The organism is Streptomyces sp. MUM 2J (assembly GCF_022414535.1).
GTDB lineage: Bacteria > Actinomycetota > Actinomycetes > Streptomycetales > Streptomycetaceae > Streptomyces.
The window spans coordinates 143,646-170,397 of sequence record NZ_JADWYM010000004.1 but is presented as its reverse complement, the minus strand read 5'-3'; the positions used below and the strand labels follow the sequence as shown (position 1 = coordinate 170,397).

22 protein-coding genes are annotated in these 26,752 nt (G+C 71.3%); 17 read left to right on the top strand and 5 right to left on the bottom strand.

Going from position 1 to position 26,752, the window contains the following annotated elements:
- The first annotated feature begins 126 nt into the window (after positions 1-126).
- The 4 genes from I3F54_RS05770 to I3F54_RS05755 all read left to right on the top strand — a co-directional run bounded on the left by I3F54_RS05770 (position 127) and on the right by I3F54_RS05755 (position 4,495).
- Positions 127-705 (top strand): TerD family protein, encoded by a 579-nt coding sequence (locus tag I3F54_RS05770; RefSeq protein ID WP_240117512.1) that lies wholly within the window; start codon positions 127-129, stop codon positions 703-705.
- Between the two features lie 79 nt (positions 706-784).
- Positions 785-2,827, top strand: coding sequence for a TerD family protein (locus I3F54_RS05765; protein ID WP_240117511.1), 2,043 nt, complete (start codon positions 785-787; stop codon positions 2,825-2,827).
- A gap of 224 nt (positions 2,828-3,051) precedes the next feature.
- Positions 3,052-4,053, top strand: a complete 1,002-nt coding sequence (locus tag I3F54_RS05760) for a TerC family protein (protein ID WP_240117510.1) — start codon at positions 3,052-3,054, stop codon at positions 4,051-4,053.
- Positions 4,054-4,180: 127 nt separating this feature from the next.
- A complete protein-coding gene (locus tag I3F54_RS05755; protein ID WP_240117509.1) occupies positions 4,181-4,495 on the top strand; it encodes a hypothetical protein in 315 nt (104 codons plus the stop codon).
- A gap of 18 nt (positions 4,496-4,513) precedes the next feature.
- On the opposite strand, the gene I3F54_RS05750 is transcribed toward I3F54_RS05755, so the two are convergent.
- Positions 4,514-5,560 (bottom strand): S66 peptidase family protein, encoded by a 1,047-nt coding sequence (locus tag I3F54_RS05750; protein WP_240117508.1) that lies wholly within the window; start codon positions 5,558-5,560, stop codon positions 4,514-4,516.
- Positions 5,561-5,663: 103 nt separating this feature from the next.
- Between I3F54_RS05750 and aroQ the strand changes: the two genes are divergently transcribed.
- Positions 5,664-6,137, top strand: coding sequence for a type II 3-dehydroquinate dehydratase (gene aroQ / locus I3F54_RS05745; RefSeq protein ID WP_240117507.1), 474 nt, complete (start codon positions 5,664-5,666; stop codon positions 6,135-6,137).
- 344 nt (positions 6,138-6,481) lie between these two features.
- Here aroQ and I3F54_RS05740 read toward each other — a convergent pair whose 3' ends face one another.
- Complete coding sequence (locus tag I3F54_RS05740; RefSeq protein WP_240117506.1) at positions 6,482-7,138, bottom strand: MBL fold metallo-hydrolase; 657 nt, start codon at positions 7,136-7,138, stop codon at positions 6,482-6,484.
- 45 nt (positions 7,139-7,183) lie between these two features.
- Entirely contained in the window at positions 7,184-7,870 is a 687-nt protein-coding gene (locus I3F54_RS05735; protein WP_240117505.1) for a maleylpyruvate isomerase family mycothiol-dependent enzyme, read from the bottom strand.
- A 222-nt stretch (positions 7,871-8,092) separates the two neighbouring features.
- Here I3F54_RS05735 and uvrA point away from each other — a divergent pair, with 222 nt between their 5' ends.
- Complete coding sequence (gene uvrA / locus I3F54_RS05730; RefSeq protein WP_240117504.1) at positions 8,093-11,257, top strand: excinuclease ABC subunit UvrA; 3,165 nt, start codon at positions 8,093-8,095, stop codon at positions 11,255-11,257.
- A gap of 215 nt (positions 11,258-11,472) precedes the next feature.
- Here the strand turns inward: uvrA and I3F54_RS05725 are convergent, their stop codons facing one another.
- On the bottom strand, positions 11,473-12,405 hold the full coding sequence (locus I3F54_RS05725; protein ID WP_240117503.1) for a carbohydrate kinase: 933 nt from the start codon (positions 12,403-12,405) through the stop codon (positions 11,473-11,475).
- Positions 12,406-12,860: 455 nt separating this feature from the next.
- Between I3F54_RS05725 and I3F54_RS05720 the strand changes: the two genes are divergently transcribed.
- Entirely contained in the window at positions 12,861-13,280 is a 420-nt protein-coding gene (locus I3F54_RS05720; protein ID WP_240117502.1) for a Rieske (2Fe-2S) protein, read from the top strand.
- A 24-nt stretch (positions 13,281-13,304) separates the two neighbouring features.
- Here I3F54_RS05720 and I3F54_RS05715 read toward each other — a convergent pair whose 3' ends face one another.
- Positions 13,305-14,252, bottom strand: coding sequence for a hypothetical protein (locus I3F54_RS05715; RefSeq protein ID WP_240117501.1), 948 nt, complete (start codon positions 14,250-14,252; stop codon positions 13,305-13,307).
- A 296-nt stretch (positions 14,253-14,548) separates the two neighbouring features.
- Here I3F54_RS05715 and uvrC point away from each other — a divergent pair, with 296 nt between their 5' ends.
- From uvrC to pgi, 10 genes are all read left to right on the top strand, one after another.
- Positions 14,549-16,708 carry an excinuclease ABC subunit UvrC gene (uvrC, locus tag I3F54_RS05710; protein WP_240117500.1) on the top strand — a complete coding sequence of 720 codons (2,160 nt, stop codon included), beginning with the start codon at positions 14,549-14,551 and terminating at the stop codon, positions 16,706-16,708.
- Positions 16,705-17,727: an RNase adapter RapZ gene (gene rapZ / locus I3F54_RS05705; RefSeq protein WP_240117499.1), complete on the top strand. Its 1,023-nt coding sequence runs from the start codon at positions 16,705-16,707 to the stop codon at positions 17,725-17,727. The genes uvrC and rapZ overlap by 4 nt, the downstream gene beginning before the upstream one ends.
- Positions 17,724-18,791, top strand: a complete 1,068-nt coding sequence (yvcK, locus tag I3F54_RS05700) for a uridine diphosphate-N-acetylglucosamine-binding protein YvcK (RefSeq protein ID WP_240117498.1) — start codon at positions 17,724-17,726, stop codon at positions 18,789-18,791. The genes rapZ and yvcK overlap by 4 nt, the downstream gene beginning before the upstream one ends.
- The gene (whiA, locus tag I3F54_RS05695) at positions 18,782-19,771 is read left to right on the top strand and encodes a DNA-binding protein WhiA (RefSeq protein WP_240117497.1); all 990 of its coding nucleotides are present in this window, start codon (positions 18,782-18,784) and stop codon (positions 19,769-19,771) included. The genes yvcK and whiA overlap by 10 nt, the downstream gene beginning before the upstream one ends.
- Positions 19,772-20,685: 914 nt before the next feature.
- Positions 20,686-21,693 (top strand): type I glyceraldehyde-3-phosphate dehydrogenase, encoded by a 1,008-nt coding sequence (gene gap, locus I3F54_RS05690; RefSeq protein ID WP_240117496.1) that lies wholly within the window; start codon positions 20,686-20,688, stop codon positions 21,691-21,693.
- 155 nt (positions 21,694-21,848) lie between these two features.
- Positions 21,849-23,060 (top strand): phosphoglycerate kinase, encoded by a 1,212-nt coding sequence (pgk, locus tag I3F54_RS05685; RefSeq protein WP_240117495.1) that lies wholly within the window; start codon positions 21,849-21,851, stop codon positions 23,058-23,060.
- Between the two features lie 6 nt (positions 23,061-23,066).
- Positions 23,067-23,843 (top strand): triose-phosphate isomerase, encoded by a 777-nt coding sequence (gene tpiA, locus I3F54_RS05680; RefSeq protein WP_240117494.1) that lies wholly within the window; start codon positions 23,067-23,069, stop codon positions 23,841-23,843.
- Positions 23,844-23,951: 108 nt separating this feature from the next.
- The gene (secG, locus tag I3F54_RS05675; protein ID WP_205382274.1) at positions 23,952-24,188 is read left to right on the top strand and encodes a preprotein translocase subunit SecG; all 237 of its coding nucleotides are present in this window, start codon (positions 23,952-23,954) and stop codon (positions 24,186-24,188) included.
- A 228-nt stretch (positions 24,189-24,416) separates the two neighbouring features.
- Positions 24,417-24,752 (top strand): RNA polymerase-binding protein RbpA, encoded by a 336-nt coding sequence (locus I3F54_RS05670; RefSeq protein ID WP_078066843.1) that lies wholly within the window; start codon positions 24,417-24,419, stop codon positions 24,750-24,752.
- 288 nt (positions 24,753-25,040) lie between these two features.
- On the top strand, positions 25,041-26,696 hold the full coding sequence (pgi, locus tag I3F54_RS05665) for a glucose-6-phosphate isomerase (protein WP_240117493.1): 1,656 nt from the start codon (positions 25,041-25,043) through the stop codon (positions 26,694-26,696).
- The last annotated feature ends 56 nt before the right edge of the window (positions 26,697-26,752 follow it).

Below are 26,752 nucleotides of genomic sequence, written 5' to 3'. Positions count from 1 at the left end.
GACTGTGTTGCAAGACCGACACAAAACGTGCACCGGGGTTCGGCATTGTCGGCGCCGCTGCGTAGGGTTCTGATCAACCGCGGACGCAGCGGCTAACAGGGGACCGTTCGAGAGGGGAATCAGCGCGTGACCGTCAACATGACCAAGGGTCAGGCCATCAGTCTGCAGAAGAACGACGGAGGCAGCCTGACCGCGGTGCGCATGGGTCTCGGCTGGCAGGCGGCGCCCCGTCGCGGCCTGTTCGGCTCCCGCACCAGGGAGATCGACCTCGACGCCTCAGCCGTCCTGTTCGCGGACAAGCAGCCGGTCGACGTCGTCTTCTTCCGCCACCTGGTGAGCGACGACGGTTCCGTGCGCCACACGGGTGACAACCTCGTCGGGGGTGTCGGCCAGGGCGGCGACGACGAGGCCATCCTCGTCGACCTGCAGCGCCTCCCGGTCCACATCGACCAGATCGTCTTCACCGTGAACTCCTTCACGGGCCAGACGTTCCAGGAGGTGCAGAACGCCTTCTGCCGCCTGGTCGACGAGACCAACGGCCAGGAGCTCGCCCGCTACACCCTCGCCGGCGGCGGTGCCTACACCGCTCAGATCATGGCGAAGGTGCACCGCGCGGGCTCGGGCTGGACGATGACCGCCCTCGGTGCGCCGGCCAACGGCCGCACCTTCCAGGACCTGATGCCGGCGATCCTGCCGCTGCTGTAAGGCCGCGGCGGCCGGTGGAACGTCCGGCGCGCGGTGAGCGGTACCGAGGACGGACGGCGAGGCGGGGGGACGGAAGGCGATGACGGCCGAGCTGGTGCGGGGGCAGAACCACCCGCTCACCCAGGTCCGGCTCGAGGTCAGGATCTCGGCCGGCAGCCCGGTCGTGGCCGCGGCCACCCTCAGCGACGAGCACGGCATCGTGCCCGGAGCCGCCGGAGTGGCCCACCCCGGAGTTCCGGCGCTGCCCGGGGTGGAGGTGCCCCGGCAGGCGGCCGCCGACCACCGCCTCGCGATCGACCTCGACGCCCTGCGGGACACCGTGCACCGCGTCGACGTGCTCCTCGCGCTGCCCGGCGGTGGTCGCGGGCCCGTCCGCTTCGGCGCCGTCGCCGCACCCTTCGTCGCGGTGACGGGTCTCGACGGCACCGAGGTCGCCACCTACACGCTCACCGGCCTCGACGCGGAGCGTGCCGTGGTCGCCCTGGAGTTCTACCGCCGCCGGGGCGCCTGGAAGGTCCGCGCCGTGGGCCAGGGATACGTTGACGGCCTCGCCGGACTCCTCACCGACCAGGGCCTGCCCGAGGCACGCCGGATGGCGGCGGAGATCGACGAAGCCGTGGCCCAGGGCCTGGCCCACGCGATCCCGGCCCCCGCGCCCGGAGCCGCGGACGCCGAGCACGCCCACCGGCCGGACGGGCCCGCCGCAAGCGGTGGTGGCCCGTTCGCCCACGGCGCCGGAGAGCCAACCCACCCCACCACCCCGGGCACGACCGAACCGCACGGCACCGCGGCGTCCGAACGCGCCGGCGACGCCACCCGTCCGGCGCAGACGGCTCCGGCTCCGTCCGGCACGCCGCCCCGCCTCGCCGCCGACACCTCCCTGCCCGGTGCCGCCGCGGCCTCCTCCGCCGCCGGGCCGATCGACTACAGCCACCCCCGACGGCAGAACGCCGCGCACACGGCGCCCCCGCCAGCGCCTCCCGGGCAGCCCCGGGAGCCGGTCGCGGGCGACGCGACCGGCTGGTCGATGGAGGAGCGGCTCTACAACCAGGTGTGGGGCATGTTCGAGGACCTGGCCCGCACCACCGCGGCGTACCGCAGCGCGGTCGGCTTCGCGGACGCACGCAGGGAGAAGGAGCTCGACCGGGCCCTGGCGGACCCACGCAGCCGGATCGGCGGGCAGGGCGACGCCGCGCGGGAGGCGGCTCGGGCCCGGCACGCCGACCTCGTCGGACGGGCACGAGAGGTGCTCGACCGCGACCTCGCCCAGCTCCGGGCCGAGGCCGACGTCGTCGAGCCCGCGCTGCCACCGGCGTACGCCCGCTGGGACAACCCCGTCTGGCACGGCTACCGGGTTCCCATGGAGATCCCCATGGCGCTGCGCGTCGGGGACCTGCACCTGCCCGAGAGCGACCCCCTGCGCATCCCCATGCTGCTCCGGCTGCCGCTGGAGCGGGGACTGTGGATCGACAGCGGGCGGCCCGGATCACTCGACGGACCCTTCACCGACTCCCATGCGCTGCGGCGACCGGCCATGGAGACCGCTGTGGCCCTGACCGCCCGGCTGCTCGCCGTGTACCCGGCGGGCGCGTTCACGGTGCACGTCGTCGACCCGGCCGGCTCGGCCGCGCGGCCGCTGGAACCCCTGACCCGGTCCGGCGTCCTCGACGGACCGCCGGCCACGGGTGCCGCGGGGGCAGCGGAGGTGCTGGCCGGGCTCACCGAACGGGTCGACCTGCTGCACATGGCGGTCCGCGGCGGCGCGGCCGACTCCCTGCCTCCCGGCTTCGACACCTCCCGGCAACTGCTCCTGATCAACGACTTCCCACACGGCTTCGACGATCGTGCGGTGACCCGGCTCCGCTACCTCGCGGACGAGGGGCCGGCCGTCGGCGTGCACCTGATGATGGTCGCCGACCGGGACGACTCCGCCGGTTACGGTCCGTTGCTGGACCCCCTGTGGCGTTGCCTCCTGCGGCTGACGCCCGTGCCCGACGACCATCTCGCCGACCCCTGGATCGGGCACACATGGACGTACGAGCCGGCCTTGGTGCCGCCGGGGAGCCAGATCCTCCGGCAGGTGCTGGCCCAGGTCGCGACAGCTCGCACCAACTTTCGGTAAAGCGCGTCTGACCTGCGTTTCCAATCCCCGCCTTACGCGGCGCTTTACCTTTTCTTGGTGATCGGGGTACTCTTTTCCCACGGAGGGGAGTACTCCCTGTCACTGCGGCGCACCCGTCAATACGGATCGGACCCGATCCCGGGGCGTCGGCCCTTCACGGGTGGAAGAGACCTCCGGCCGCGCGACGACGCTGATCACCTGCCGTTACGACTGCCGGAGGCGCAGTGGAAATCTCCGCGACCCTGTGGGTCCTGACCATCGTGGGCCTGGCCGCCCTGATCGCGGTCGACTTCTTCATCGGCCGCAAGCCCCACGACGTGTCGATCAAGGAAGCCGGGATCTGGACGGGCGTCTGGATCGCCCTCGCCGGCCTCTTCGGACTCGGCCTGCTCGTCCTCGGCGGTGCTCGGCCGGCCGGAGAGTTCCTCGCCGGATTCATCACCGAGAAGTCGCTCAGCGTCGACAACCTCTTCGTCTTCGTCCTGATCATGGCGAAGTTCGCCGTGCCGTCGCGCTACCAGCAGCGCGTCCTCCTCGTCGGCGTGCTCATCGCCCTCGTCCTGCGGGCCGTCTTCATCGTCGCGGGCGCAGCGCTCATCGCGAGCTTCTCGTGGGTCTTCTACCTCTTCGGCGCCTTCCTCGTCTGGACCGCCTGGAAGCTCGTCCAGGAGGCCCGTGCCGAGGCAGAGGACGAGGAGTACGAGGAGAACAGGCTGCTCAAGGCTGCCGAGCGCCGCTTCGGTGTCGCCGACCGCTACCACGGCACCAAGCTGTGGATCCGGCAGAACGGCAAGCGGGTCATGACCCCCATGCTGGTCGTGATGCTGGCCATCGGCACCACCGACGTGCTGTTCGCCCTGGACTCCATCCCCGCGATCTTCGGCCTGACCCAGGACCCGTACATCGTCTTCACGGCCAACGCCTTCGCGCTGATGGGCCTCCGGCAGCTGTACTTCCTCATCGGCGGCCTGCTGAAGAAGCTGGTCCACCTGTCCTACGGTCTGTCGATCATCCTCGGCTTCATCGGCGTCAAACTGGTGCTGCACGCCCTGCACGAGTCCGGGGCCCACGTCCCCGAGATCAGCATCCCGGTCTCGCTCGGCGTGATCTGCACCGTCCTGATCGTCACGACGATCACCAGCCTGCGGGCCTCGCGGAGGCGGGCGACAGCCGAGGAGGCGCAGGCGGGGACCGAAGGCGCTCCGAAGGACAGGGTCGGGATCTGACCGCGTCGGGCGTAGGGACAACCATCCCCGGGAGAGGCACCGATCGAATTGCCGACCGCCCCTTGCGGTGGTTCTTTGGGTGCTGGACGTTCCCGGTCCACGGGAGCACCGCCCGGGCGGAGGAAACATGGACGCACCTCTGAGGTTCGCGCAGATCATCGACTTCGAGACCGACCGCATCGACGAGATACGCCGGCTCGCCGAGGAAGCGGACGAGCGTCTCGCCGACCGCGCGTACGGCCCCACCCGGCGTCTCGTCCTGAAGGACCGGAACCAGCCCGACCGCTACCTCGTGGTGGTCGAGTTCGACTCCCACGAGGACGCCGTGCGCAACAGCGACGACCCCGAGACGGGCAAGCTCGCCGAGCAGATGGCTGCCCTGTGCACCCGTCCGCCGGCGTTCACCGACTGCGACGTACAGGAGAGGGCCGATTTCACATGACGACACCGGGCCGGTGTGTCAGTAGGTGACCGTGATCCGCCGGGCGGGTCCGTCGACGCGGATCGTGCCGCCGTAGGGGAGGACGAGCTGTGGGTCGGTGTGACCGAAGTCCACGTCGAAGACGACCATCGCGTCGGGGGCGTAGGTCCGCATCGCCCGCAGAACGGCCTCCCGCTGCTCGGCGGCGTAGCGGGCCCCCTCCTCGGGACGGTGGGGCCGTTCGAAGGACCAGGTCTTCGGACGGCCCATCAGCAGCACGGGGAACCTCTGCAGCAGTCCACGTTCGCCCATGTTCCGCAGGGCGTGGAACACCTCGGTGCCGCTCGGCAACTCCTCCGAGGTCTCCAGGAGCAGCACACCGCCGTCGTACACCGACAGGTCGTGGGAGACCTCGCGGTCGGCCGCCAGCAACCAGGCGACGATCTCCAGACAGCCGCCCCAACTGCGGCCCTCCACCACCCGGTCGGGGTTCACCCAGTCCCAGCCGGTGCCGGGCCGGGTCTCCGGCTCCGCCTCGAACGTGGCGGGGTCGGCCCAGTCGCGGTCGACGTCGCGCCACCGCTCGGCCGGGCGCAGCTCGAACTCACCCGGCGTGAACAGCGCCGCCCGCAGCGACGCCTGAGTCTGCGGGTGCATCGCGCCGGGACGGCCCAGCTGCGCCATCACGCCGGCACCGTGGAATCCGACGATCCCCGTGGTGTACAGGAACGCCAGCAGGTTGGTGTTGTCGCTCATCCCGAAGAACGGCTTGGGATGGGCCCGGATCAACTCCCGGTCCAGCAGCGGCAGGACGGTGATCTGGTCCTCGCCCCCGATCGACGCCATGATCACCTTCACGTCCGGGTCGGAGAAGGCGGCGTGGATGTCGTCGGCCCGCTCCTGCGGGGTGGAGCCCATCTTCCGCGTCGCCGGGTACTCCACCGGTTCCAGGCCGAAGTCCGTCCGCAGCCGGCGCAGTCCCAGCTCGTGGGGGAGCGGGAGAATCCCCGGCAGCGCGGTGGAGGGCGAGATGACGGCCATGTGGTCGCCGGGTGACGGCTTGGGCGGGTAGGAGATCGCGGTCATGCCGGCGAGCGTAGGGCCGGCCGCACCACCAGCGCACCGTGATAAACCGGGTCCGAGCAGCGGCTCCACCGGGCCGCCCCACCGCGAACGGACCGGAGGAACCGTGCCCCGCACCCTGGCCAACGCCCCGATCATGATCCTCAACGGCCCCAACCTGAACCTGCTCGGGCAGCGCCAGCCGGAGATCTACGGCCCCGACACCCTCGCCGACATCGAGGCCCTGTGCACGAGGACGGCCGCGGCGCACGGGGGAACGGTGGACTTCCGCCAGTCCAACCACGAGGGAGAACTGGTCGACTGGATCCACGAGGCACGGCTCGGACACTGCGGGATCGTCATCAACCCGGCCGCGTACTCGCACACGTCGGTCGCGATTCTGGACGCCCTCAACGCCTGCGACGGACTGCCCGTCATCGAGGTGCACATCTCCAACGTCCACCGGCGGGAGTCGTTCCGGCACCACTCCTACGTCTCGCTGCGCGCGGACGGCGTGATCGCGGGGTGCGGGGTGCAGGGCTACGCGTTCGGCGTGGAACGGGTCTCCGCGCTCGTGGGGGCGGCGCGGGCCGACACGTGAGGACCGCCGGAAGAGGCGAGCACTCCGGGGCGCGCCCGCGCGGAGCACGCCGGGCACGCTCACGAGGGCGGGCGGCCGGAAGTCGCCCGGGCCGCCGGCCGGGGGCGGGGGGACGGACCGGCGGCCCCACCGCACGGGCGCCGTTGTCCCGCGCGGGGGCGGCCTCCAGTCGACTCCCGACCGCGCGCCTGCGGGAGCGTGCGCGGGACGCCGGCACGTGCACGGCTTTCACACGGGGTGCGTCACGCCGGCTCCACCCGCCGCGCACCCGGCCCCGCGCCCCGTCCGGTCGCCCCGGCGCCGAGCCCCGAGCCCCGCCCGACGGCGGCGCCCGGAGCGGACGTTCACCACCCGCGCGCGTGCCACTCCGGCAGATGCGGCCTCTCCGCGCCCAGCGTCGTGTCGTCGCCGTGCCCGGGGTAGACCCACGTCTCGTCCGGCAGCATGTCGAAGATCCTGGTCTCCACGTCGTGGATCAGGCTGGCGAACGCCTCCGGGTCCTGGTGCGTGTTGCCGACGCCGCCCGGGAAGAGGCAGTCGCCCGTGAAGACGTGGGGGTGGCCGTGCGGGTCGTCGTAGACCAGCGCGATCGAGCCCGGCGTGTGGCCGACCAGATGGCGCGCGGTCAGCTCCACGCGCCCCACCCGGACGGTGTCGCCGTCGTCCACCAGCACGTCGGTGGGCACCGGGATGCCGTCGGCGTCGTACCGGCCCGCGTGGGTGCGGGCGCCGGTGGCGGCCACGACCTCGGCGAGCGCCTGCCAGTGGTCGCCGTGACGGTGGGTGGTGACGACGGACGCGATGCCGTCGTCACCGATCATTCCGAGCAGCGTCGACGCGTCGTTCGCCGCGTCGATCAGGAGTTGCTCGTCCGTGGCCCGGCAGCGCAGCAGATAGGCGTTGTTGTCCATGGGGCCGACTGCGATCTTGGTGATCATCAGGTCCTTGAGCTCGTGCACGTCCGCCGGGCCGCCGACCGTCACCTGTCCGCTGTACGTCATGCACGCCAGCCTATCGCCGCGCCTGCCCCGTGACCCGTCCTCGCCCTACAGCGGGGGCAGTGCCGGCAGCGTGCCGCCGTGCACGGTCAGCCCGGAGCCGTCGCGGCGTCCCGCCAGCCACCCGAGCAGGTCCGCCGGGGCCCCCGTCACGGTGACCTCCGGCTCCGCCGCCTCCCGGCCGGTGCTCCACGCGCGCGTGCCGTCCGTGACCCGCGTGGGCGGCACGCCGGTGCGGCCGGTGAACCGGGCGGCGAGGAACTCGATCTCCCGCTCGGCGAACTCAGCCGGCACATCCTCCAGCTCGTAGCCGATCCCGAGGTCCACGTGGTGCAGCTCGACCTCCGCCCAGCGGCGGAACGGCACCCGGGCCGCGGCGTCGGTCACGCCGTTGCGCAGCTCCACCCTGCGCGACCAGTCGGCCGGCGCGTCCCCGGCCGACTGGAAGCGGGCAGCGCTCTCCCGCAGGTCGGCCAGCTGCGCGTCGACGGGTCGCGTGGCGCCCTTCCCGATGTCGGCGTCGCGCGCCTCGGCGGAGACGTACATGGGACGGCCCTCGAGGACGTTGACGAGAGCGTCGGCGTTGCGGGCGAGGTGGGCGAGGACGTGGCCGCGACTCCAGCCGGGCAGGCGTGACGGTTCGGCCGCGGATCCGTTGTCCAGTTCGGCGACCGCGGTCAGCAGCCGATCGGTCGCTTCCCGTACGGACTCCAGGTCACGTGCGTGATCAATCATGGTGCTGACCCTAGCCGTGCCGCTCCTTCGGGTGAAGGTGGTGAAGCCGTCCCATAAATCGAATGCGCGTGCTATATGGTCGGACGTGGCGTCGGGCATGCTGGAGGGCCGGGGATTGTTTGCATCCGGTGAATCCGACCGGCGTTGTCAGTGGCTCGCCCTAGTCTGAGAAGGACGGGGGTCCCGCCCCTGTCACTTCTCTCAAGAAAGGTGCGGACCGGCGTGGCCGACCGTCTCATCGTCCGTGGCGCGCGTGAGCACAACCTGAAGAACGTGTCGCTCGACCTGCCCCGGGACTCGCTCATCGTCTTCACGGGCCTGTCCGGGTCGGGCAAGTCCTCTCTGGCCTTCGACACGATCTTCGCCGAGGGCCAGCGGCGCTACGTGGAGTCCCTCTCCTCGTACGCCCGCCAGTTCCTCGGCCAGATGGACAAGCCGGACGTCGACTTCATCGAGGGCCTGTCGCCCGCGGTCTCCATCGACCAGAAGTCGACCTCACGCAACCCGCGCTCCACGGTCGGCACCATCACCGAGGTCTACGACTACCTGCGTCTGCTCTTCGCCCGCATCGGCAAGCCGCACTGCCCGGAGTGCGGCAGGCCCATCTCCCGCCAGTCGCCGCAGGCCATCGTCGACAAGGTGCTGGAGCTCCCGGAGGGAAGCCGCTTCCAGGTGCTGTCGCCGCTGGTGCGCGAGCGCAAGGGGGAGTTCGTCGACCTCTTCGCCGACCTGCAGACCAAGGGCTACTCCCGCGCGCGCGTCGACGGCGAGACCATCCAGCTGTCCCACCCGCCGACGCTGAAGAAGCAGGAGAAGCACACCATCGAGGTGGTCGTCGACCGCCTCACCGTCAAGGACTCCGCCAAGCGCCGCCTCACCGACTCCGTGGAGACCGCACTCGGCCTGTCCGGCGGCATGGTCGTGCTCGACTTCGTCGACCTCCCGGAGGACGACCCCGAGCGCGAGCGCATGTACTCGGAGCACCTGTACTGCCCGTACGACGACCTGTCCTTCGAGGAACTGGAACCGCGCTCCTTCTCCTTCAACTCGCCCTTCGGCGCCTGCCCCGACTGCACCGGTATCGGCACCCGCATGGAGGTCGACCCGGAGCTGATCGTCCCGGACGAGGAGAAGTCCCTCGACGAGGGCGCCATCCACCCCTGGTCGCACGGGCACACCAAGGACTACTTCGGCCGCCTGATCGGCGCCCTCGCGGACGCGCTCGGCTTCCGCACGGACATCCCCTTCGCCGGCCTGCCGCAGCGCGCCAGGAAGGCCCTGCTGCACGGCCACAAGACGCAGATCGAGGTCCGCTACCGCAACCGGTACGGCCGTGAGCGGCGCTACACCACGCCCTTCGAGGGAGCCGTCTCCTTCGTCAAGCGCCGGCACGGCGAGGCCGAGAGCGACGCCAGCCGTGAGCGCTTCGAGGGCTACATGCGCGAGGTGCCCTGCCCCACCTGCGAGGGCACGCGCCTGAAGCCGATCGTCCTCTCCGTCACCATCATGGAGAGGTCGATCGCCGAGGTCTCCGCGATGTCCATCAGTGACTGCGCGGACTTCCTGGGCGAGCTCCGGCTCGACGCCCGCGACAAGAAGATCGCCGAGCGGGTGCTGAAGGAGGTCAACGAGCGTCTGCGTTTCCTCGTCGACGTCGGACTGGACTACCTCTCACTGAACCGGGCGGCGGGCACGCTCTCCGGCGGCGAGGCGCAGCGCATCCGCCTGGCCACCCAGATCGGCTCCGGCCTGGTCGGTGTCCTGTACGTGCTGGACGAGCCGTCGATCGGCCTGCACCAGCGCGACAACCACCGCCTCATCGAGACCCTCGTGCGGCTGCGCAACATGGGCAACACGCTCATCGTCGTCGAGCACGACGAGGACACCATCAAGACGGCCGACTGGATCGTCGACATCGGTCCCGGCGCCGGTGAGCACGGCGGCAAGGTCGTGCACAGCGGATCCCTGAAGGAACTGCTCGCCAACACCGAGTCGCAGACCGGGCAGTACCTGTCCGGCAGCAGGTCCATCCCGGTGCCCGACGTCCGGCGCCCGCACGACCCCTCACGGCAGCTCACCGTGCACGGCGCGCGCGAGAACAACCTGCGCGACATCGACGTGTCCTTCCCGCTGGGTGTCTTCACCGCGGTCACCGGTGTCTCCGGTTCGGGCAAGTCGACGCTGGTCAACGACATCCTGTACACGCACCTGGCGCGTGAGCTGAACGGCGCGCGCAATGTTCCCGGCCGCCACACGCGCGTGGACGGCGACGACCTCGTCGACAAGGTCGTGCACGTCGACCAGTCGCCCATCGGACGCACCCCGCGATCGAATCCGGCGACCTACACCGGCGTCTTCGACCACGTCCGCAAGCTGTTCGCCGAGACCACCGAGGCCAAGGTCCGCGGATACCAGCCCGGCCGCTTCTCCTTCAACGTCAAGGGCGGACGCTGCGAGAACTGTGCCGGTGACGGCACGATCAAGATCGAGATGAACTTCCTCCCGGACGTGTACGTCCCGTGCGAGGTCTGCCACGGCGCCCGCTACAACCGGGAGACCCTGGAGGTCCACTACAAGGGGAAGTCCATCGCCGACGTCCTGAACATGCCGATCGAGGAGGCCATGGACTTCTTCGAGGCGGTCCCGGCCATCTCGCGTCACCTCAGGACGCTGAACGACGTCGGCCTCGGCTACGTCCGCCTCGGGCAGTCCGCCACCACCCTCTCCGGTGGTGAGGCCCAGCGCGTCAAGCTCGCCAGCGAACTCCAGCGCCGGTCCACCGGTCGTACGGTCTACGTCCTCGACGAGCCGACCACCGGTCTGCACTTCGAGGACATCAGCAAGCTGCTGAAGGTGCTCGCCGGCCTGGTCGACAAGGGCAACACGGTCATCGTCATCGAGCACAACCTCGACGTGATCAAGACCGCCGACTGGCTCGTCGACATGGGGCCCGAGGGCGGTGCCGGCGGTGGCCTCATCGTCGCCGAGGGCACACCGGAACAGGTCGCAGGAGTCCCGACCAGCCACACCGGCAAGTTCCTGCGGGAGATGCTGGGCGCCGACCGGATCAGCGACGCTCCCCTTCCGGCGGCCCGCCGGAAGGCGACGGCGAAGACCGTCGCCGCCAGGGCGACCACCAGGAAGACGGCCACCAAGACGGTCGACGGCTCGGCCGCCACCGCAGCCGCGAAGAAGGCAGCGTCCCCGAAGAAGGCCGCGACTGCGAAGAAGGCGGCCACCGCCAAGAAGACGGCCACCGCGAAGAGGACGGCCACCGCCAAGAAGGCGGCCCCCAAGTCCGCTGCCGGGAGCACGGCCAAGACGGCAGCCGCGAAGACGACCACCAGGGCGGCAGCGAAGAAGGCGACCGGGTCGGCCAAGGCCTGACCGCCACCGCTTACCCCCTTCGCGCCCCACGGCAGCTCCACGCTCCGTGGGGCGCGAGGCGTTCACGGCGTCCCGCCGCCGACTCCCATCCCGCCTCCCGACTTCCCCACCTCCCCGGCCCGCCCTCGCGGCCTCTCGCCGCAGGCAGGCACTCCGGTCGCCGTTTCCGGAGCGACGCCGGGCCGCCCGGTGGGACCCGTGGCCGGGCAAGAGGGTCAGCCGGTACGTCCGCCGCTGGAGGGCTGCTCCAGCTCATGGGCGTACGGGGGCTCGGCCCCCGCCCGGGAGCAGGTGACGGCCGCCGCGCGGGCCGCGAACCGCAGCAGCCGCGACCAGCCCTGCGGACCCAGCTCGGCCAGGGCTGCGGGCGTCAGGGCGTCCTGCGCCGCCAGACCGTGCATCAGGGCCGCGTTCACCGTGTCCCCGGCACCGATGGTGTCCACGACATCGACCTTCTCGCCCGGCACGGAGTGCGCCGCGCCGCCTCGGGTGTAGGCGGTGAGACCGTCGCCGCCCGCGGTGATCACGACCGCCTCGGGCCCGGCGGCCAGCCACTCCTGCGGAGTTCCGCCCAGCCAGTGGGCGTCCTCAGCGGAGAGCTTGAGCAGAGTCACCGACGGCAGCCAGTCGGCGAAGCGCGCCCGGTAGGCGTCCGGGTCCGGGATGAGCCCGGGCCGGATGTTCGGGTCGAGGGCGGTGAACAGGCCCTGCGCCGAGGCCCGCAGCAGCAGCTCCTCGTACGCGCTCGCACCGGGTTCCAGGACCAGCGAGCACGTGCCGAAGGACACCGCCCGGGTGCCGGCGGGCAGTGCCGCGGGTGTCGTGAAGAGCCGGTCGGCGGTGCCCTCCACGTAGAAGGAATAGGCGGCCGAGCCGTCGGCGCCGAGCGTGGCGAGGGCGAGGGTGGTCGGTTCCGGCCCGCGCTGCACCGCCGACACGTCCACGTGGGCCCGCCGCAGACCGCCGAGCAGTGCCTCGCCGTAGGCATCGCAGGACACCCGGGAGCAGAACGCCGTGGGGGAGCCCAGGCGCCCCAGCGCCACGGCGGTGTTGTACGGGCCGCCGCCGAGCGTCGGCGTGAGCGCGGCCAGCGCTCCCGTGCCCTGCGGGACCAGGTCGATCAAGGCCTCACCGGTGACGACGATCACGAGTCGGTTCCCTTCCGCGGCGGCCGCCGTGCACCCGCCGCCCGGGGCCCCGGCCCGGAAGGTATCCCACCCCGCGCGGCACGTAAACGCGTGCCCGAACGATCACGCGGCCAGCGGCCAGCGGCCAGCGGCCAGCGGCCAGCGGCCAGCAGGCAGCGCCCGCCCGCCCGCTCGTCCGCCCGCTCGTCCGTCCGCCCGCCCGCCCGCACCGAGTGGTCTTCTCGCCCGCCCCGATGCTCCTCCCGTCTGTTCCGCCGCCGCTCGCGCGCCCCCGCAGTGGCCTCCTCCGCGCCGGACGTGCGCCTCCACCCGCCCGGGCGCCGTGTCCCGCCCGCCCGGGACCCCGCGTCCCCCGCCTGCCCCGCCCCGCCCCGACGGCACGTACCCGCGCCGCACCGCACCGTCCGGCACCGGTATCGTGCGGCACGCACCCTCGTACGATCCTGGAGATCCGCATGACCGGCCGTCCCGCCCCGAGTCGCCGCACCCTTCTCAAGGGAGCCGCGGTCACGCCCGTCGCCGGACTCGGCCTGGCGTCCTGCTCACTCGGCACCACCACGTCCGCGGTGCCGGACGGCCCCGTGGAACTCGGCGCCGAGAGCGAGATCACCCAGGGTGGTGCCAAGCTGTACCGGGACCACAACGTGGTCGTCAGCCGGGACACGTCCGGTGCGTTGAAGGCCTACAGCACGATCTGCACGCACGCGCGGTGCCCGATCAACAAGCTGGAGGGCACCCGGCTGATCTGCCCGTGCCACGGCAGCGAGTTCGACGCGACGACCGGCGAGGTGCTGCACGCCCCGGCCTCGGTGCCGTTGCAGCAGTTGAGCGTGCGGGTGACGAACGGCAAGGTGGTCGCGGGGCCGGGCGCCTGAGGCCGGCCCCGCCGGTTCAGCGGCTCACTCCCAGTCCCACCCGATCCCCACGACACCGGACCGCACCCGGGGTTCCACCAGGTGCACGGAGCGGTGCCGCCCGCTCAGGTGCAGCTCCTGGCGGCTGCTGCGAGGGGCCGCGGGGGAGTGCTGGGTGAAGCGGTGGCAGCGCAGGGGGAGCGCGTTCTCGTCGAACCGGACCTGCAGGGCGTACTGCCCGCCCGGGGCGCCGAAGGCGCGGACGAACTCGTGGCAGACGTCCGCGGTGCCGTCCTCGACGGTGTACCGGAACAGGAACGTGTCGCCTGCCCGGAGGCGCGTGTCGAAGAGCAGTTCGGCCACGAGGATGCCGGTGGTGTGGTGCAGCCGTACACGCCCGATGCGGCAGTTCTCCAGGGCGCGCACGGCCATGCGCTCCGGCGCGCATCCCGGGTCTCCGTGGTGGACGGCCAGGAAGCGGTCGACACCGTCGTCGTGGGCCCGCATGATGTGGTGCGACTCGCGGCTCAGCAGCTCGCGCCGCGGCCCGATCCGCACCTCCTCGTGGTGGCCGAGCGTGTGCAGTCCCCCGTCGGGTGCGGCGTCCAGTTCGCCGAGCAGGCGCTCCAGGGTGCCGGACGCCTCCACGAAGGAGCGGTAGGAGCGGGCCGCGGGCCGGCCCGGTGCCGTGCCCTCGCCGGTTCCCGCCAGCAGCCGGATCAGCGATTCGTCGGGCAGCTGGAGGATCTCCTCCAGGGCCCGCACGGCGCGCAGGGACTCGGGACGCTGCGGGCGCCGTGCGCCCTGCTGCCAGTAGCTCAGGCTGGTGACGCCGACTCTCACCCCGTAGCGCGTCAGATGGTGCTGGACGCGCTGCAGCGGCAGTCCCCGGGCGGCGATCGCGGCGCGCAGCGCGACATGGAAGGGGCCGCCTTGCAGGGCCGTGTCCAGTTCGGCGGTGGCGACGTCCGCGTGCTGTGTGGCGTGCGGCATGCAGGCGCCTTTCTGTGAATGATCGCTACGGCTGGTCAGACCGTGCGTGTGGGTCGTCGGGGCGTCGGTGCCGGCGCAGGACGGTGCTTCACGTCCGTACGCCGTTCAGGGCCCCGAGTTCCCCCGCATTGAAGCGTGTTGACTCGGTCCCGACAACACCTGGTCCCCGGCAGACCCCTGACGCTGGCCGAGACGGAGCGCCTCGGGCCGACCCCGCCGGCCGCCCCGGCGACGGTGGCACGGGCGTTGTCCACAGGCCGGCCGCGCTGTCACTTCGCGCCAGTAGGGTGTGAGACATGGCCGACCCCTCCAGCTACCGTCCCAGGCCGGGCGAGATCCCGGACTCTCCCGGGGTGTACCGGTTCCGTGACGAGCACCGCCGGGTGATCTACGTCGGAAAGGCGAAGAGCCTGCGCCAGCGCCTGGCGAACTACTTCCAGGACCTGGCCAACCTCCACCCGCGCACGCGCACCATGGTGACCACGGCCGCGTCCGTGGAGTGGACGGTGGTGTCCACGGAGGTCGAGGCGCTGCAGCTGGAGTACTCGTGGATCAAGGAGTACGACCCGCGATTCAACGTCAAGTACCGCGACGACAAGAGCTACCCGTACCTCGCGGTGACGATGAACGAGGAGTTCCCGCGTGTGCAGGTGATGCGCGGTCACAAGAAGAAGGGCGTCAGGTACTTCGGCCCGTACGCACACGCGTGGGCCATTCGCGACACCGTCGACCTGCTGCTGCGGGTCTTCCCGGTGCGCACGTGCTCGGCCGGCGTCTTCAAGAACGCCACCCGCACCGGCCGCCCCTGCCTGCTCGGCTACATCGGAAAGTGCTCCGCGCCCTGCGTCGACCGGATCTCCCCCGGGGACCACCGGGAGCTCGCGGAGGAGTTCTGCGACTTCATGGCCGGCCGCACCGGCACCTACCTGCGCCGCCTGGAGAAGCAGATGGCAGAGGCGGCCGAGGAGATGGAGTACGAGCGGGCGGCCCGCCTGCGCGACGACATCGAGGCGCTGAAGAAGGCCATGGAGAAGAACGCGGTCGTGCTCGCGGACGCGACCGACGCCGACCTCGTCGCCGTCGCCGAGGACGAACTGGAGGCGGCCGTCCAGATCTTCCACGTGCGCGGCGGACGGGTGCGCGGCCAGCGCGGCTGGGTCACCGACAAGGTCGAGGAGGTCACCACCGGCGTCCTCGTCGAGCACGCCCTCCAGCAGCTGTACGGCGAGGAGAGCGGGGACGCCGTTCCCAAGGAGGTCCTCGTCCCGGCCCTGCCGGACCCGGTGGAGCCGGTCCAGGAGTGGCTGACCGGCCGCCGGGGCGCGCACGTCTCGCTGCGCGTCCCGCAGCGCGGCGACAAGAAGGCCCTCATGGAGACGGTGCGGCGCAACGCCCAGCAGTCGCTCGTGCTGCACAAGACCAAGCGTGCCTCGGACCTGACCACACGCTCACGCGCGCTGGAGGAGATCGCCGACGCCCTCGACCTGGACAGCGCCCCGCTGCGCATCGAGTGCTACGACATCTCCCACCTCCAGGGCGACGACGTGGTGGCCTCCATGGTCGTCTTCGAGGACGGGCTGGCCCGCAAGAGCGAGTACCGCCGCTTCCAGATCAAGGGCTTCGCCGGCCAGGACGACGTCCGCTCCATGCACGAGGTGATCACCCGCCGCTTCCGGCGGTACCTCGCCGAGAAGGAGAAGACCGGCGAGTGGGTGGACGAGGAGAACCCCGGGGCCGGCCCGGGCGCGTCCCCCGACGGCCGGAGCGTGTCCCCCGACGGCCAGGACACCGCGCGGGGCGACCTCCAGGACGACGACGGCCGTCCGAGGAAGTTCGCCTACCCGCCCCAGCTGGTCGTCGTCGACGGCGGGCAGCCGCAGGTCGCCGCCGCCCGCCGGGCCCTGGACGAACTGGGCATCGACGACATCGCCGTCTGCGGCCTCGCCAAGCGCCTGGAGGAGGTGTGGCTGCCGGACGACGACGACCCGGTGGTCCTGCCCCGCACCAGCGAGGGCCTCTACCTGCTGCAACGGGTACGTGACGAGGCGCACCGCTTCGCGATCACCTACCAGCGCGCCAAACGCGCCAAACGCTTCCGCTCCAGCCCCCTGGACGACGTGCCGGGCCTCGGCGAGACCCGCAGGCAGGCGCTGATCAAGCACTTCGGTTCGTTGAAGAAGCTGCGATCGGCGACAATTGATCAGATCTGTGAGGTTCCGGGTGTAGGCCGCAAAACGGCCGAGACTGTCGCGGTCGCGCTCGCCCGGGCGACTCCGGCCGCACCCGCCGTGAACACGGCCACCGGAGAGATCATGGATGACGCGGAACTCGCGGACGACGCGAGGGACGCGCAGGACACGGCAGACGCGACAGCCGGGGACGCCGCGGCACCGGGCTCCCCGGGGGAGCCCGTCCCGGCGGGCGCCTCGGAGGATCGACGGGGGCAGGAGAGATGACCGAGCAGCACGAGACAGGAACCGCGGCCGACCGGGAACGGGCGGCCGGCCACACCGACGGGCGGGCCGAGCGTCCCCCCGACGGTGAGCGGACCGCACGCCACGACAACGGAGCACAGGTGAGTACGGGCAGCGAAACGGCCGGGGTCCCCGAGACGGCCATCCCCGAGCTGGTGATCATCTCCGGTATGTCCGGAGCCGGCCGTTCCACAGCGGCCAAGTGTCTGGAGGACCTCGGCTGGTTCGTCGTCGACAACCTGCCGCCCGCCCTCATCCCCACCATGGTGGAACTCGGCGCGCGCTCCCAGGGCAACGTCGCCAGGATCGCGGTCGTCGTCGACGTCCGGGGCCGCCGCTTCTTCGACAACCTCCGCGAGTCCCTCGCCGACCTCGACCGCAAGGGCGTCACCCGGCGGATCGTGTTCCTGGAGTCGTCCGACGAGGCCCTGGTGCGCCGCTTCGAGTCGGTGCGCCGCCCACACCCCCTCCAGGGCGACGGCCGCATCGTCGACGGCATCGCCGCCGAGCGGGAGCTGCTGCGCGAGCTGCGCGGCGACGCCGACCTGGTGATCGACACCTCCAGCCTCAACGTTCACGAGCTGCGCGCCAAGATGGACGCCCAGTTCGCCGGCGACGAGGAGCCCGAGCTGCGGGCCACCGTGATGTCGTTCGGCTTCAAGTACGGCCTCCCCGTCGACGCCGACCTGGTCGTGGACATGCGGTTCCTGCCCAACCCCCACTGGGTCCCGGAACTGCGTCCCTTCACCGGGCTCAACGAGGAGGTCGCGACGTACGTCATCAACCAGCCCGGAGCGAAGGAGTTCCTGGACCGGTACGCCGAACTCCTCCAGCTGGTCGCCGCGGGCTACCGCCGAGAGGGCAAGCGCTACGTGACCATCGCGGTCGGCTGCACCGGCGGCAAGCACCGCTCGGTCGCCATGTCGGAGAAGCTCGCCGCGCGGCTCGCCGCGGAGGGTGTGGAGACGGTGGTCGTGCACCGGGACATGGGACGCGAATGACGGGACGTACTCCGCGGCTGAGCCGGCTGCGCAGGGTGGTGGGCGAAGGGCGTTCGAGCCGGTCCGTCGGGGCCCGCGGCGGCAGACCGCGCCGCCGGGGCACCCAGCCCAAGGTCGTCGCACTCGGCGGCGGCATGGGCCTGTCCGCCTCGCTCGCCGCGCTGCGCCGGATCACAGGCGACCTCACCGCCGTGGTCACCGTCGCCGACGACGGCGGCTCCAGCGGCCGGCTGCGCGACGAGCTGGGCGTGCTGCCCCCCGGCGACCTGCGCAAGGCGCTGGCCGCGCTGTGCGGGGACGACGACTGGGGCCAGACCTGGTCCCGGGTCATCCAGCACCGCTTCCAGTCCCAGGGCGAGATGCACGGCCACGCCGTCGGCAACCTGCTGATCGTCGCTCTGTGGGAGCAGCTCGGCGACCACGTTCAGGCCCTCGACCTGGTCGGCAAGCTGCTCGGGGCGCACGGGCGCGTGCTCCCGATGGCCGCCGTGCCCCTGGAGCTGCAGGCCCTGGTCAAGGGCCATGACCCGAAGCGGCCGGACGACGTGGACACCGTCTGCGGCCAGGCGACGGTGGCGCTCACCCCCGGCGAGGTGCAGTCCGTGCACCTGGTGCCCCACGACCCGCCCGCCGTCCCCGAGGCGGTCGAGGCGGTCCGCGACGCGGACTGGGTGGTGCTCGGCCCCGGTTCCTGGTTCTCCTCGGTCATCCCGCACCTGCTCGTGCCGGAGCTGTTCGACGCCGTGCAGGAGACCAAGGCGCGCCGGGTGCTCTCGCTCAACCTCGTCCCGCAGCCCGGTGAAACCGAAGGCTTCTCACCGCAGCGTCATTTGGAGGTTTTGGGGCGACACGCCCCTAAACTCGCCCTGGACGTGGTGCTGGCCGACGAGGCCGCCGTGCCCGACCGTGACTCGCTGATCGACGCCGCCAAGCGCTTCGGCGCCGCGGTCGAGCTGGCGCCGGTGGCCCGGCCCGACGGAACCCCGAGGCACGACCCGGAGCTGTTGGCCGCCGCGTACGACCGTATTTTTCGGATGCATGGAAGGATCGGCCCATGGCGATGACGCCAGCGGTGAAGGACGAGGTCTCCCGGCTCCCCGTCACCCGCACCTGCTGCAGGAAGGCGGAGGTCTCCGCCGTCCTGCGGTTCGCCGGCGGCCTTCACCTGGTCAGCGGGCGCATCGTGATCGAGGCGGAGCTGGACACCGCGATGGCGGCACGCCGCCTCAAACGGGACATCCTGGAGATCTTCGGCCACAGCTCGGAACTGATCGTGATGGCTCCTGGCGGGCTGCGCCGCGGCTCGCGCTACGTCGTGCGCGTCGTCGCGGGCGGTGACCAGCTGGCCCGCCAGACCGGTCTGGTGGACGGCCGCGGGCGCCCCATCCGGGGTCTGCCCCCGCAGGTCGTCTCCGGCGCGACCTGCGACGCCGAGGCGGCCTGGCGCGGCGCCTTCCTGGCGCACGGCTCGCTCACCGAACCCGGCCGCTCCTCCTCCCTGGAAGTCACCTGCCCGGGCCCCGAGGCCGCGCTCGCCCTGGTCGGCGCCGCCCGCCGGCTGTCCATCGCCGCCAAGGCCCGAGAGGTACGCGGCGTCGACAGGGTCGTCGTCCGCGACGGCGACGCGATCGGTGCCCTGCTCACCCGCCTGGGCGCGCACGAGTCGGTGCTGGCCTGGGAGGAGCGCCGGATGCGCCGCGAGGTGCGGGCCACGGCGAACCGGCTCGCCAACTTCGACGACGCCAACCTGCGGCGTTCCGCCCGCGCGGCCGTCGCCGCCGGTGCCCGCGTCCAGCGCGCGCTGGAGATCCTGGGCGACGAGGTCCCCGAGCACCTCGCCGCCGCCGGCCGGCTGCGCATGGAGCACAAGCAGGCCTCCCTGGAGGAGCTGGGAGCGCTCGCGGACCCGCCGCTGACCAAGGACGCCGTCGCGGGCCGCATCCGCCGCCTGCTGGCGATGGCCGACAAGCGCGCTGCGGACATCGGCATCCCCGGCACGGAGGCCAACCTCGCCGAGGAACTCGCCGACAACCTCGCGGGCTGACCGGGATTCCGCCAAGTCGCCGGTGCCGGCGGGCTCGCGGGGGTGTCGGCACCGGCATCCGCGTGTCCGGGCGCGGGTGCCGCCGGAACCCGTTCGTCCGGCGGGCCGATGTCCGGACCTCTTCGTCCGGTGGCCGTGTCCGGGGTGTCCGTCCTCCGGCGGCCGTGTGCGGAGCGTTCCCCCGGCGGGCCGTGTGCCCAGGTCGTGTGAAGGCCTGCCGGTGCCCGTGCCCCGCCGGCCACGCGGAGTGGCCCCGGGGGGCTCGCCGCGGGCCGCGGCGAACGCCTCCCGCCTCCCGCCCCGGCCGCACCCCGGGCCGGGGGCGTGCGAGGGGCGGTCTTCAGCCGCGCGGCCGTCGTGGCGGTCTTGAAGGACGAGATCCTCACGGCCACACTCACCGGGTACGCGAGAAAGCCGGGGGACGGCTCCGAGCCCGCCGTCCTCCACCTGCCCGGCCGGCTTCGTCCGAGAGCGGATCACGCGGTCCGACGACCCGGCGACCTGATCCACCCCGCCCGTGACACGAGCACCACGTGACGTCCACGGCGAGGGGCGGCGCGACGCGCACGGTGGTCCGCGAACTCGCCGCCGACGCCACCGTGACGCCCGGCTCCGGGCCGGAGCACCGGCCGCCGGGGCCGGCGGCGACCGCCCGCTCAGGCGAGCACGAGGCGCGCTCGAACGACGGCCGGGTGTGCCGGCAAGGACTGAACGGACCTATCTGAAAGGAGTGAATGGGCCGCACGGCCTGGGCGGTCCGTACCCTACTGGCGGGTACAAACCACAGTGCCGTGTATGGGCGGACTCGATGTCACCGACGAGGCCCGGGAGAGGTAGGGTCGGGGGTGGTCGGGGACATCCCAAATACAGCTCGCCGGCGACTAGAGCCGGCGTACCAACGAGGAGATCGGTTCGTGACGATCCGCGTAGGCATCAACGGGTTTGGCCGCATCGGTCGCAACTACTTCCGCGCCCTGCTGGAGCAGGGGGCCGACATCGAGATCGTGGCTGTCAACGACCTGGGTGACACCGCCACCACCGCGCACCTGCTGAAGTACGACACCATCCTGGGCCGCCTCAAGCAGGAGGTCTCCCACACCGCCGACACCATCACCGTCGACGGCAAGACCATCAAGGTGCTCTCCGAGCGCAACCCCGCCGACATCCCCTGGGGCGAGCTGGGCGTCGACATCGTCATCGAGTCGACCGGCATCTTCACCAAGCGCGAGGACGCTGCCAAGCACCTCGCCGGTGGCGCCAAGAAGGTCCTCATCTCGGCCCCGGCCAAGGACGAGGACATCACCGTCGTCATGGGTGTCAACCAGGACAAGTACGACCCGGCGAGCCACCACGTCATCTCCAACGCCTCCTGCACCACCAACTGCGTGGCGCCGATGGCGAAGGTCCTCGACGAGAACTTCGGCATCGTCAAGGGCCTGATGACGACGGTGCACGCGTACACGAACGACCAGCGCATCCTGGACTTCCCGCACAAGGACCTGCGCCGCGCCCGGGCCGCCGCGGAGAACATCATCCCGACCACCACGGGTGCCGCCAAGGCCACCGCGCTGGTCCTGCCCCAGCTCAAGGGCAAGCTGGACGGCATGGCCATGCGCGTCCCGGTCCCGACCGGCTCGGTCACCGACCTCGTCATCGAGCTCGGCCGCGAGGTCACCAAGGAAGAGGTCAACGCCGCCTTCCAGAAGGCCGCCGAGGGCGAGCTCAAGGGCATCCTCGAGTACACCGAGGACCCGATCGTCTCCTCCGACATCGTCAACGCTCCGGCGTCCTGCACCTTCGACTCCTCCCTGACCATGGTCCAGGAGGGCAAGAACGTGAAGGTCATCGGCTGGTACGACAACGAGTGGGGCTACTCCAACCGCCTCGTCGACCTGACGGTCTTCGTCGGCAACCAGCTCTGATCAGCAGATCAGGCACCTCGATGTGAGAGCAGGGCTCGGGCAGCGCAACGTCGCGCTGTCCGGGCCCTGACTCACGTGCGGGCCGGCCGTCCCGGCGGTGGCCGGCCGTCTCTACGATCCAGAGCAGCACAAGCCCTCACCAGGAGTCCTCTTCCATGAAGACGATCGACGAACTTCTCGCCGAAGGAGTGGACGGCAAGCGGGTCTTCGTCCGCGCCGACCTCAACGTGCCGCTGGACGGCGGCACCATCACCGACGACGGCCGCATCCGCGCCGTGCTCCCCACCGTCAAGGCGCTCGTGGACGCCGGCGCCAAGGTGGTCGTCGCCTCGCACCTCGGCCGCCCCAAGGGCGCCCCGGACCCGGCCTGCTCCCTGGCTCCCGCCGCCTCTCGGCTGGGCGAACTGCTCGGCGGCGACGTGGCCTTCGCGACGGACACCGTCGGCGACTCCGCCCGTGCCGTCGTCGCCGGACTGGGCGCGGGCCGGGTCGCCGTACTGGAGAACCTCCGCTTCAACGCGGGCGAGACCGCGAAGGACGACGCCGAGCGCGCCGCCTTCGCCGAGCAGCTCGCCGCACTCGCCGACGTGTACGTCGGCGACGGGTTCGGCGCCGTGCACCGCAGGCACGCCTCGGTGTACGACCTGCCCGCCCGGCTGCCGCACTACGCCGGCTACCTGATCGCCACCGAGGTCGGCGTCCTGAAGAAGCTCACCGAGGACGTCAAGCGGCCCTACGTCGTCGCGCTCGGCGGCGCCAAGGTCTCCGACAAGCTGGCCGTCATCGACCAGCTCCTCGGCAAGGCCGACCGCCTCCTCATCGGCGGCGGCATGGCCTACACCTTCCTCAAGGCCAAGGGGTACGAGGTCGGCATCTCGCTGCTCCAGGAGGACCAGGTCCCGGTCGTCGAGGAGTACCTGGCGCGCGCCGAGAAGGACGGCGTCGAGCTGGTGCTGCCGGTCGACGTCCTCGTCGCCACGGAGTTCCCGGACCTGAAGACCAAGGCCCCGGCGACGTACACCACCGTCGACGCGGACGCCATCCCGGCCGACCAGGAGGGTCTGGACATCGGCCCGAAGACCCGCGAACTGTACGCGTCGAAGCTCGCCGACGCCGCCACCGTGTTCTGGAACGGCCCGATGGGCGTCTTCGAGCACCCCGACTACGCCGACGGCACCCGCGCCGTCGCGCAGGCCCTCGTCGAAGCGGACGGCTTCACCGTCGTCGGCGGCGGCGACTCGGCCGCGGCCGTGCGCACGCTCGGTTTCGACGAGAACGCTTTCGGCCACATCTCGACCGGTGGCGGCGCCTCCCTCGAATACCTCGAGGGCAAGACGCTCCCCGGCCTCGCCGCACTGGAGGACTGACCACACATGAGCACGCGCACGCCGCTGATGGCGGGCAACTGGAAGATGAACCTCAACCATCTGGAGGCCATCGCCCACACCCAGAAGCTCGCCTTCGCCCTGGCCGACAAGGACTACGAGGCCGTCGAGGTCGCCGTCCTGCCCCCCTTCACCGACCTGCGCTCGGTGCAGACCCTGGTCGAGGGCGACAAGCTCAAGATCAAGTACGGCGCCCAGGACATCTCGGCGCACGACGGCGGTGCCTACACGGGCGAGATCTCCGGCCCCATGCTCGCCAAGCTGAAGTGCACCTTCGTGGCCATCGGCCACTCCGAGCGCCGCCAGTACCACGGTGAGACCGACGAGCTGGTCAACGCCAAGGTCAAGGCCGCCTACAAGCACGGTCTGACCCCGATCCTGTGCGTCGGCGAGGAGCTGGAGGTCCGCGAGGCGGGCAACCACGTCGCCCACACCCTCGCCCAGGTCGAGGGCGGGCTGAAGGACCTCCCGGCAGAGCAGGCCGAGACGATCGTGATCGCCTATGAGCCGGTGTGGGCCATCGGCACCGGCAAGGTCTGCGGCGCAGGGGACGCCCAGGAGGTCTGCGCCGCCATCCGCGGCAAGATCGCCGAGCTGTACACGCAGGAGCTGGCCGACGAGGTCCGCATCCAGTACGGCGGCTCCGTCAAGGCCGGCAACGTCGCCGAGATCATGGCGCAGGCCGACATCGACGGCGCGCTGGTCGGCGGCGCCTCCCTGGACGCGGACGAGTTCGTCAAGATCGTGCGCTTCCGCGATCAGTGAGCCGAGCTGTGAGTATGCGGTGACGACGATTCGTCGTACCCTTGCGGGGTCCAGTGGTGCGCTGCTGGACCCCGTCGTCCATCCGAATCCGAGGAAGTTGGTCCAGCTGTGGTTTTGGGGTTCTCGATCGCCCTGATCGTCTTCAGCCTGCTGATGATGCTGCTGGTGCTGATGCACAAGGGCAAGGGCGGCGGCCTCTCCGACATGTTCGGTGGTGGCATGCAGTCGTCCGTCGGCGGCTCGTCGGTCGCGGAGCGCAACCTCGACCGGATCACCGTGGTGGTCGGTCTGCTGTGGTTCGCGTGCGTCATCGTCCTCGGCCTCCTCATGAAGTCGAACAGCTGACGGTCCGCACACCGCTCGCATCCGGCACTTTCCGCACATTTCGCAGCAGAAGCCCCATGTTCGGTACGCGCTTGCGAGCGCGGCCTATCATGGGGCTTGCGTCTGGCAGCGGGGGGGCTTGTAACTCCTATCACTGGACGCGCGTTGGGCCTTACGTAGACTGAGGCGCTCGCAGCGAAGCGGAACGCCGACTCGCTTCGCGGCACCATCACGCAGGGAGTTACGACCGTGGCAAGTGGCAACGCGATCCGGGGAAGCCGGGTCGGGGCGGGGCCGATGGGCGAGGCCGAGCGCGGCGAGTCCGCGCCGCGGCTGCGCGTCTCCTTCTGGTGCTCCAACGGACACGAGACGCAGCCGAGCTTCGCCAGCGACGCGCAGGTGCCCGATACCTGGGACTGCCCGCGCTGCGGCTTCCCCGCAGGACAGGACCGGGACAACCCGCCGGACCCGCCGCGCACCGAGCCGTACAAGACGCACCTGGCGTACGTGCGCGAGCGGCGCAGCGACGCCGACGGTGAGGCGATCCTCGCCGAGGCACTCGCCAAGCTGCGCGGCGAGATCTGAGGATCGGCGCCCGCCACGTCACGGCCTGCCGGTCCCACGGCGGCCGGGGGCCCTCTCGTGCCCCTCGTGGGTGAACGGCGGAAGGGCGGTCACCAGGGTGGTCACACCGGCCACAGCAGGCACAACGGTCACAGCTGTCCGGGAGATGCGGCCGGCCGGGTACCGGCCGTGTCCGGCGAGCCGTCTCGCGGCCCGCCTCGCCGACACCCGCATTCGCCGAACGCGCACCCGCCGATCAACTAGGTTGGGACGCGCCAGAGCAGGCGGAAGAGAAGGCTGAAGTCGCCCATGAACGCAGACGGCCGTACCAGGCTCAACCAGTTGCCCGAGTGGACCGCGCTGGCCAGGCACCGCGAAGAACTCGGCGAGGTGCGACTGCGCGACCTGTTCGCCGCCGATCCCGGCCGCGGCACGGGCTACGCACTCCAGGTCGGTGACCTGTACATCGACTACTCCAAGCACCTCGTCACCGACGAGACGCTGCGGCTGCTGCGCGAACTGGCGGCCGCCACCGATGTCTTCGGCCTGCGGGACGCGATGTTCCGCGGCGGGAAGATCAACATCACCGAGAACCGCGCCGTGCTGCACACCGCGCTGCGCGCACCGCGCGGGGCGGTGGTCGAGGTCGACGGCGAGAACGTCGTCCCCGAGGTGCACGCCGTCCTCGACAAGATGGCCGACTTCGCCGAGCGGGTCCGCTCCGGCGCCTGGACCGGCCACACCGGCAAGCGCATCAGGAACGTCGTCAACATCGGCATCGGCGGCTCCGACCTCGGTCCCGCCATGGCTCACGAGGTGCTGCGCAGCTACACCGACCGCGACCTGACGGTCCGCTTCGTCTCCAACGTCGACGGTGCCGACCTGCACGAGGCAACCCGCGACCTGGACGCGGCGGAGACCCTGTTCGTCATCGCCTCGAAGACCTTCACCACGATCGAGACGATCACCAACGCCACCTCGGCCCGCAACTGGCTCCTGACCGAACTGAAGTCCGGTCAGGAGGCCGTCGCCCGGCACTTCGTGGCCCTGTCGACCAACGCCGCCGAGGTCGCCGACTTCGGCATCGACACGGCCAACATGTTCGAGTTCTGGGACTGGGTCGGCGGGCGGTACTCCTACGACTCGGCGATCGGCCTGTCCCTCATGATCGCGATCGGTCCGGACCGCTTCCGGGAGATGCTGGACGGCTTCCGGCTCGTCGACGAGCACTTCCGCACCGCGCCCGCCGAGTCGAACGTGCCCCTGCTGCTCGGCCTGCTGGGTATCTGGTACGGCAACTTCCTCGGTGCCCAGTCGCACGCGGTGCTGCCCTACAGCCACTACCTGTCCAAGTTCACCGCGTACCTCCAGCAGCTCGACATGGAGTCCAACGGCAAGTACGTCGGCAGGGACGGCCGCGAGGTCGACTGGCAGACCGGCCCGGTGGTGTGGGGCACGCCCGGCACCAACGGGCAGCACGCCTACTACCAGTTGATCCACCAGGGCACCAAGCTGATCCCGGCGGACTTCATCGGCTTCGCCGAGCCCGTCGGTGAACTCGGAGACGAACTGAAGGCGCAGCACGACCTGCTGATGGCCAACTTCTTCGCCCAGACCCAGGCCCTCGCCTTCGGCAAGACACCGCAGGAGGTGCGCGCGGAGGGCGTTGCGGAGGAGCTGGTGGCGCACCGGACGTTCAAGGGCGACCACCCCACGACGACCGTCCTCGCCCGTGAACTCACCCCCTCCGTGCTCGGTCAGCTCATCGCACTGTACGAGCACAAGGTCTTCGTCCAGGGCGCGGTGTGGAACATCGACTCGTTCGACCAGTGGGGTGTCGAGCTCGGCAAGGTCCTCGCCAAGCGCGTCGAGCCCGCCCTCACCGAGGGGGCCGAGGTGCCTGGTCTGGACGCCTCCAGCCGGGCGCTGGTCGCCAGGTACCGGGAGCTGCGCGGCCGTCGGTGACGGCGGACACCGCGGGAGGCGGACGACGCGCTGCCGTCTGCTTTCCGCGGGCCTTC

What these genes read in the sequence shown, in the direction of transcription:
- I3F54_RS05740 (WP_240117506.1), bottom strand. Translation starts at nt 7,138, where the DNA reads ATGACGTACAGCGGACAGGTGACGGTCGGCGGCCCGGCGGACGTGCAC.
- rapZ (WP_240117499.1), top strand. Translation starts at nt 16,705, where the DNA reads ATGACCGAGCAGCACGAGACAGGAACCGCGGCCGACCGGGAACGGGCG.
- I3F54_RS05735 (WP_240117505.1), bottom strand. Translation starts at nt 7,870, where the DNA reads ATGATTGATCACGCACGTGACCTGGAGTCCGTACGGGAAGCGACCGAT.
- pgi (WP_240117493.1), top strand. Translation starts at nt 25,041, where the DNA reads ATGAACGCAGACGGCCGTACCAGGCTCAACCAGTTGCCCGAGTGGACC.
- pgk (WP_240117495.1), top strand. Translation starts at nt 21,849, where the DNA reads ATGAAGACGATCGACGAACTTCTCGCCGAAGGAGTGGACGGCAAGCGG.
- I3F54_RS05720 (WP_240117502.1), top strand. Translation starts at nt 12,861, where the DNA reads ATGACCGGCCGTCCCGCCCCGAGTCGCCGCACCCTTCTCAAGGGAGCC.
- uvrC (WP_240117500.1), top strand. Translation starts at nt 14,549, where the DNA reads ATGGCCGACCCCTCCAGCTACCGTCCCAGGCCGGGCGAGATCCCGGAC.
- I3F54_RS05755 (WP_240117509.1), top strand. Translation starts at nt 4,181, where the DNA reads ATGGACGCACCTCTGAGGTTCGCGCAGATCATCGACTTCGAGACCGAC.
- whiA (WP_240117497.1), top strand. Translation starts at nt 18,782, where the DNA reads ATGGCGATGACGCCAGCGGTGAAGGACGAGGTCTCCCGGCTCCCCGTC.
- I3F54_RS05715 (WP_240117501.1), bottom strand. Translation starts at nt 14,252, where the DNA reads ATGCCGCACGCCACACAGCACGCGGACGTCGCCACCGCCGAACTGGAC.
- tpiA (WP_240117494.1), top strand. Translation starts at nt 23,067, where the DNA reads ATGAGCACGCGCACGCCGCTGATGGCGGGCAACTGGAAGATGAACCTC.
- yvcK (WP_240117498.1), top strand. Translation starts at nt 17,724, where the DNA reads ATGACGGGACGTACTCCGCGGCTGAGCCGGCTGCGCAGGGTGGTGGGC.
- I3F54_RS05765 (WP_240117511.1), top strand. Translation starts at nt 785, where the DNA reads ATGACGGCCGAGCTGGTGCGGGGGCAGAACCACCCGCTCACCCAGGTC.
- I3F54_RS05750 (WP_240117508.1), bottom strand. Translation starts at nt 5,560, where the DNA reads ATGACCGCGATCTCCTACCCGCCCAAGCCGTCACCCGGCGACCACATG.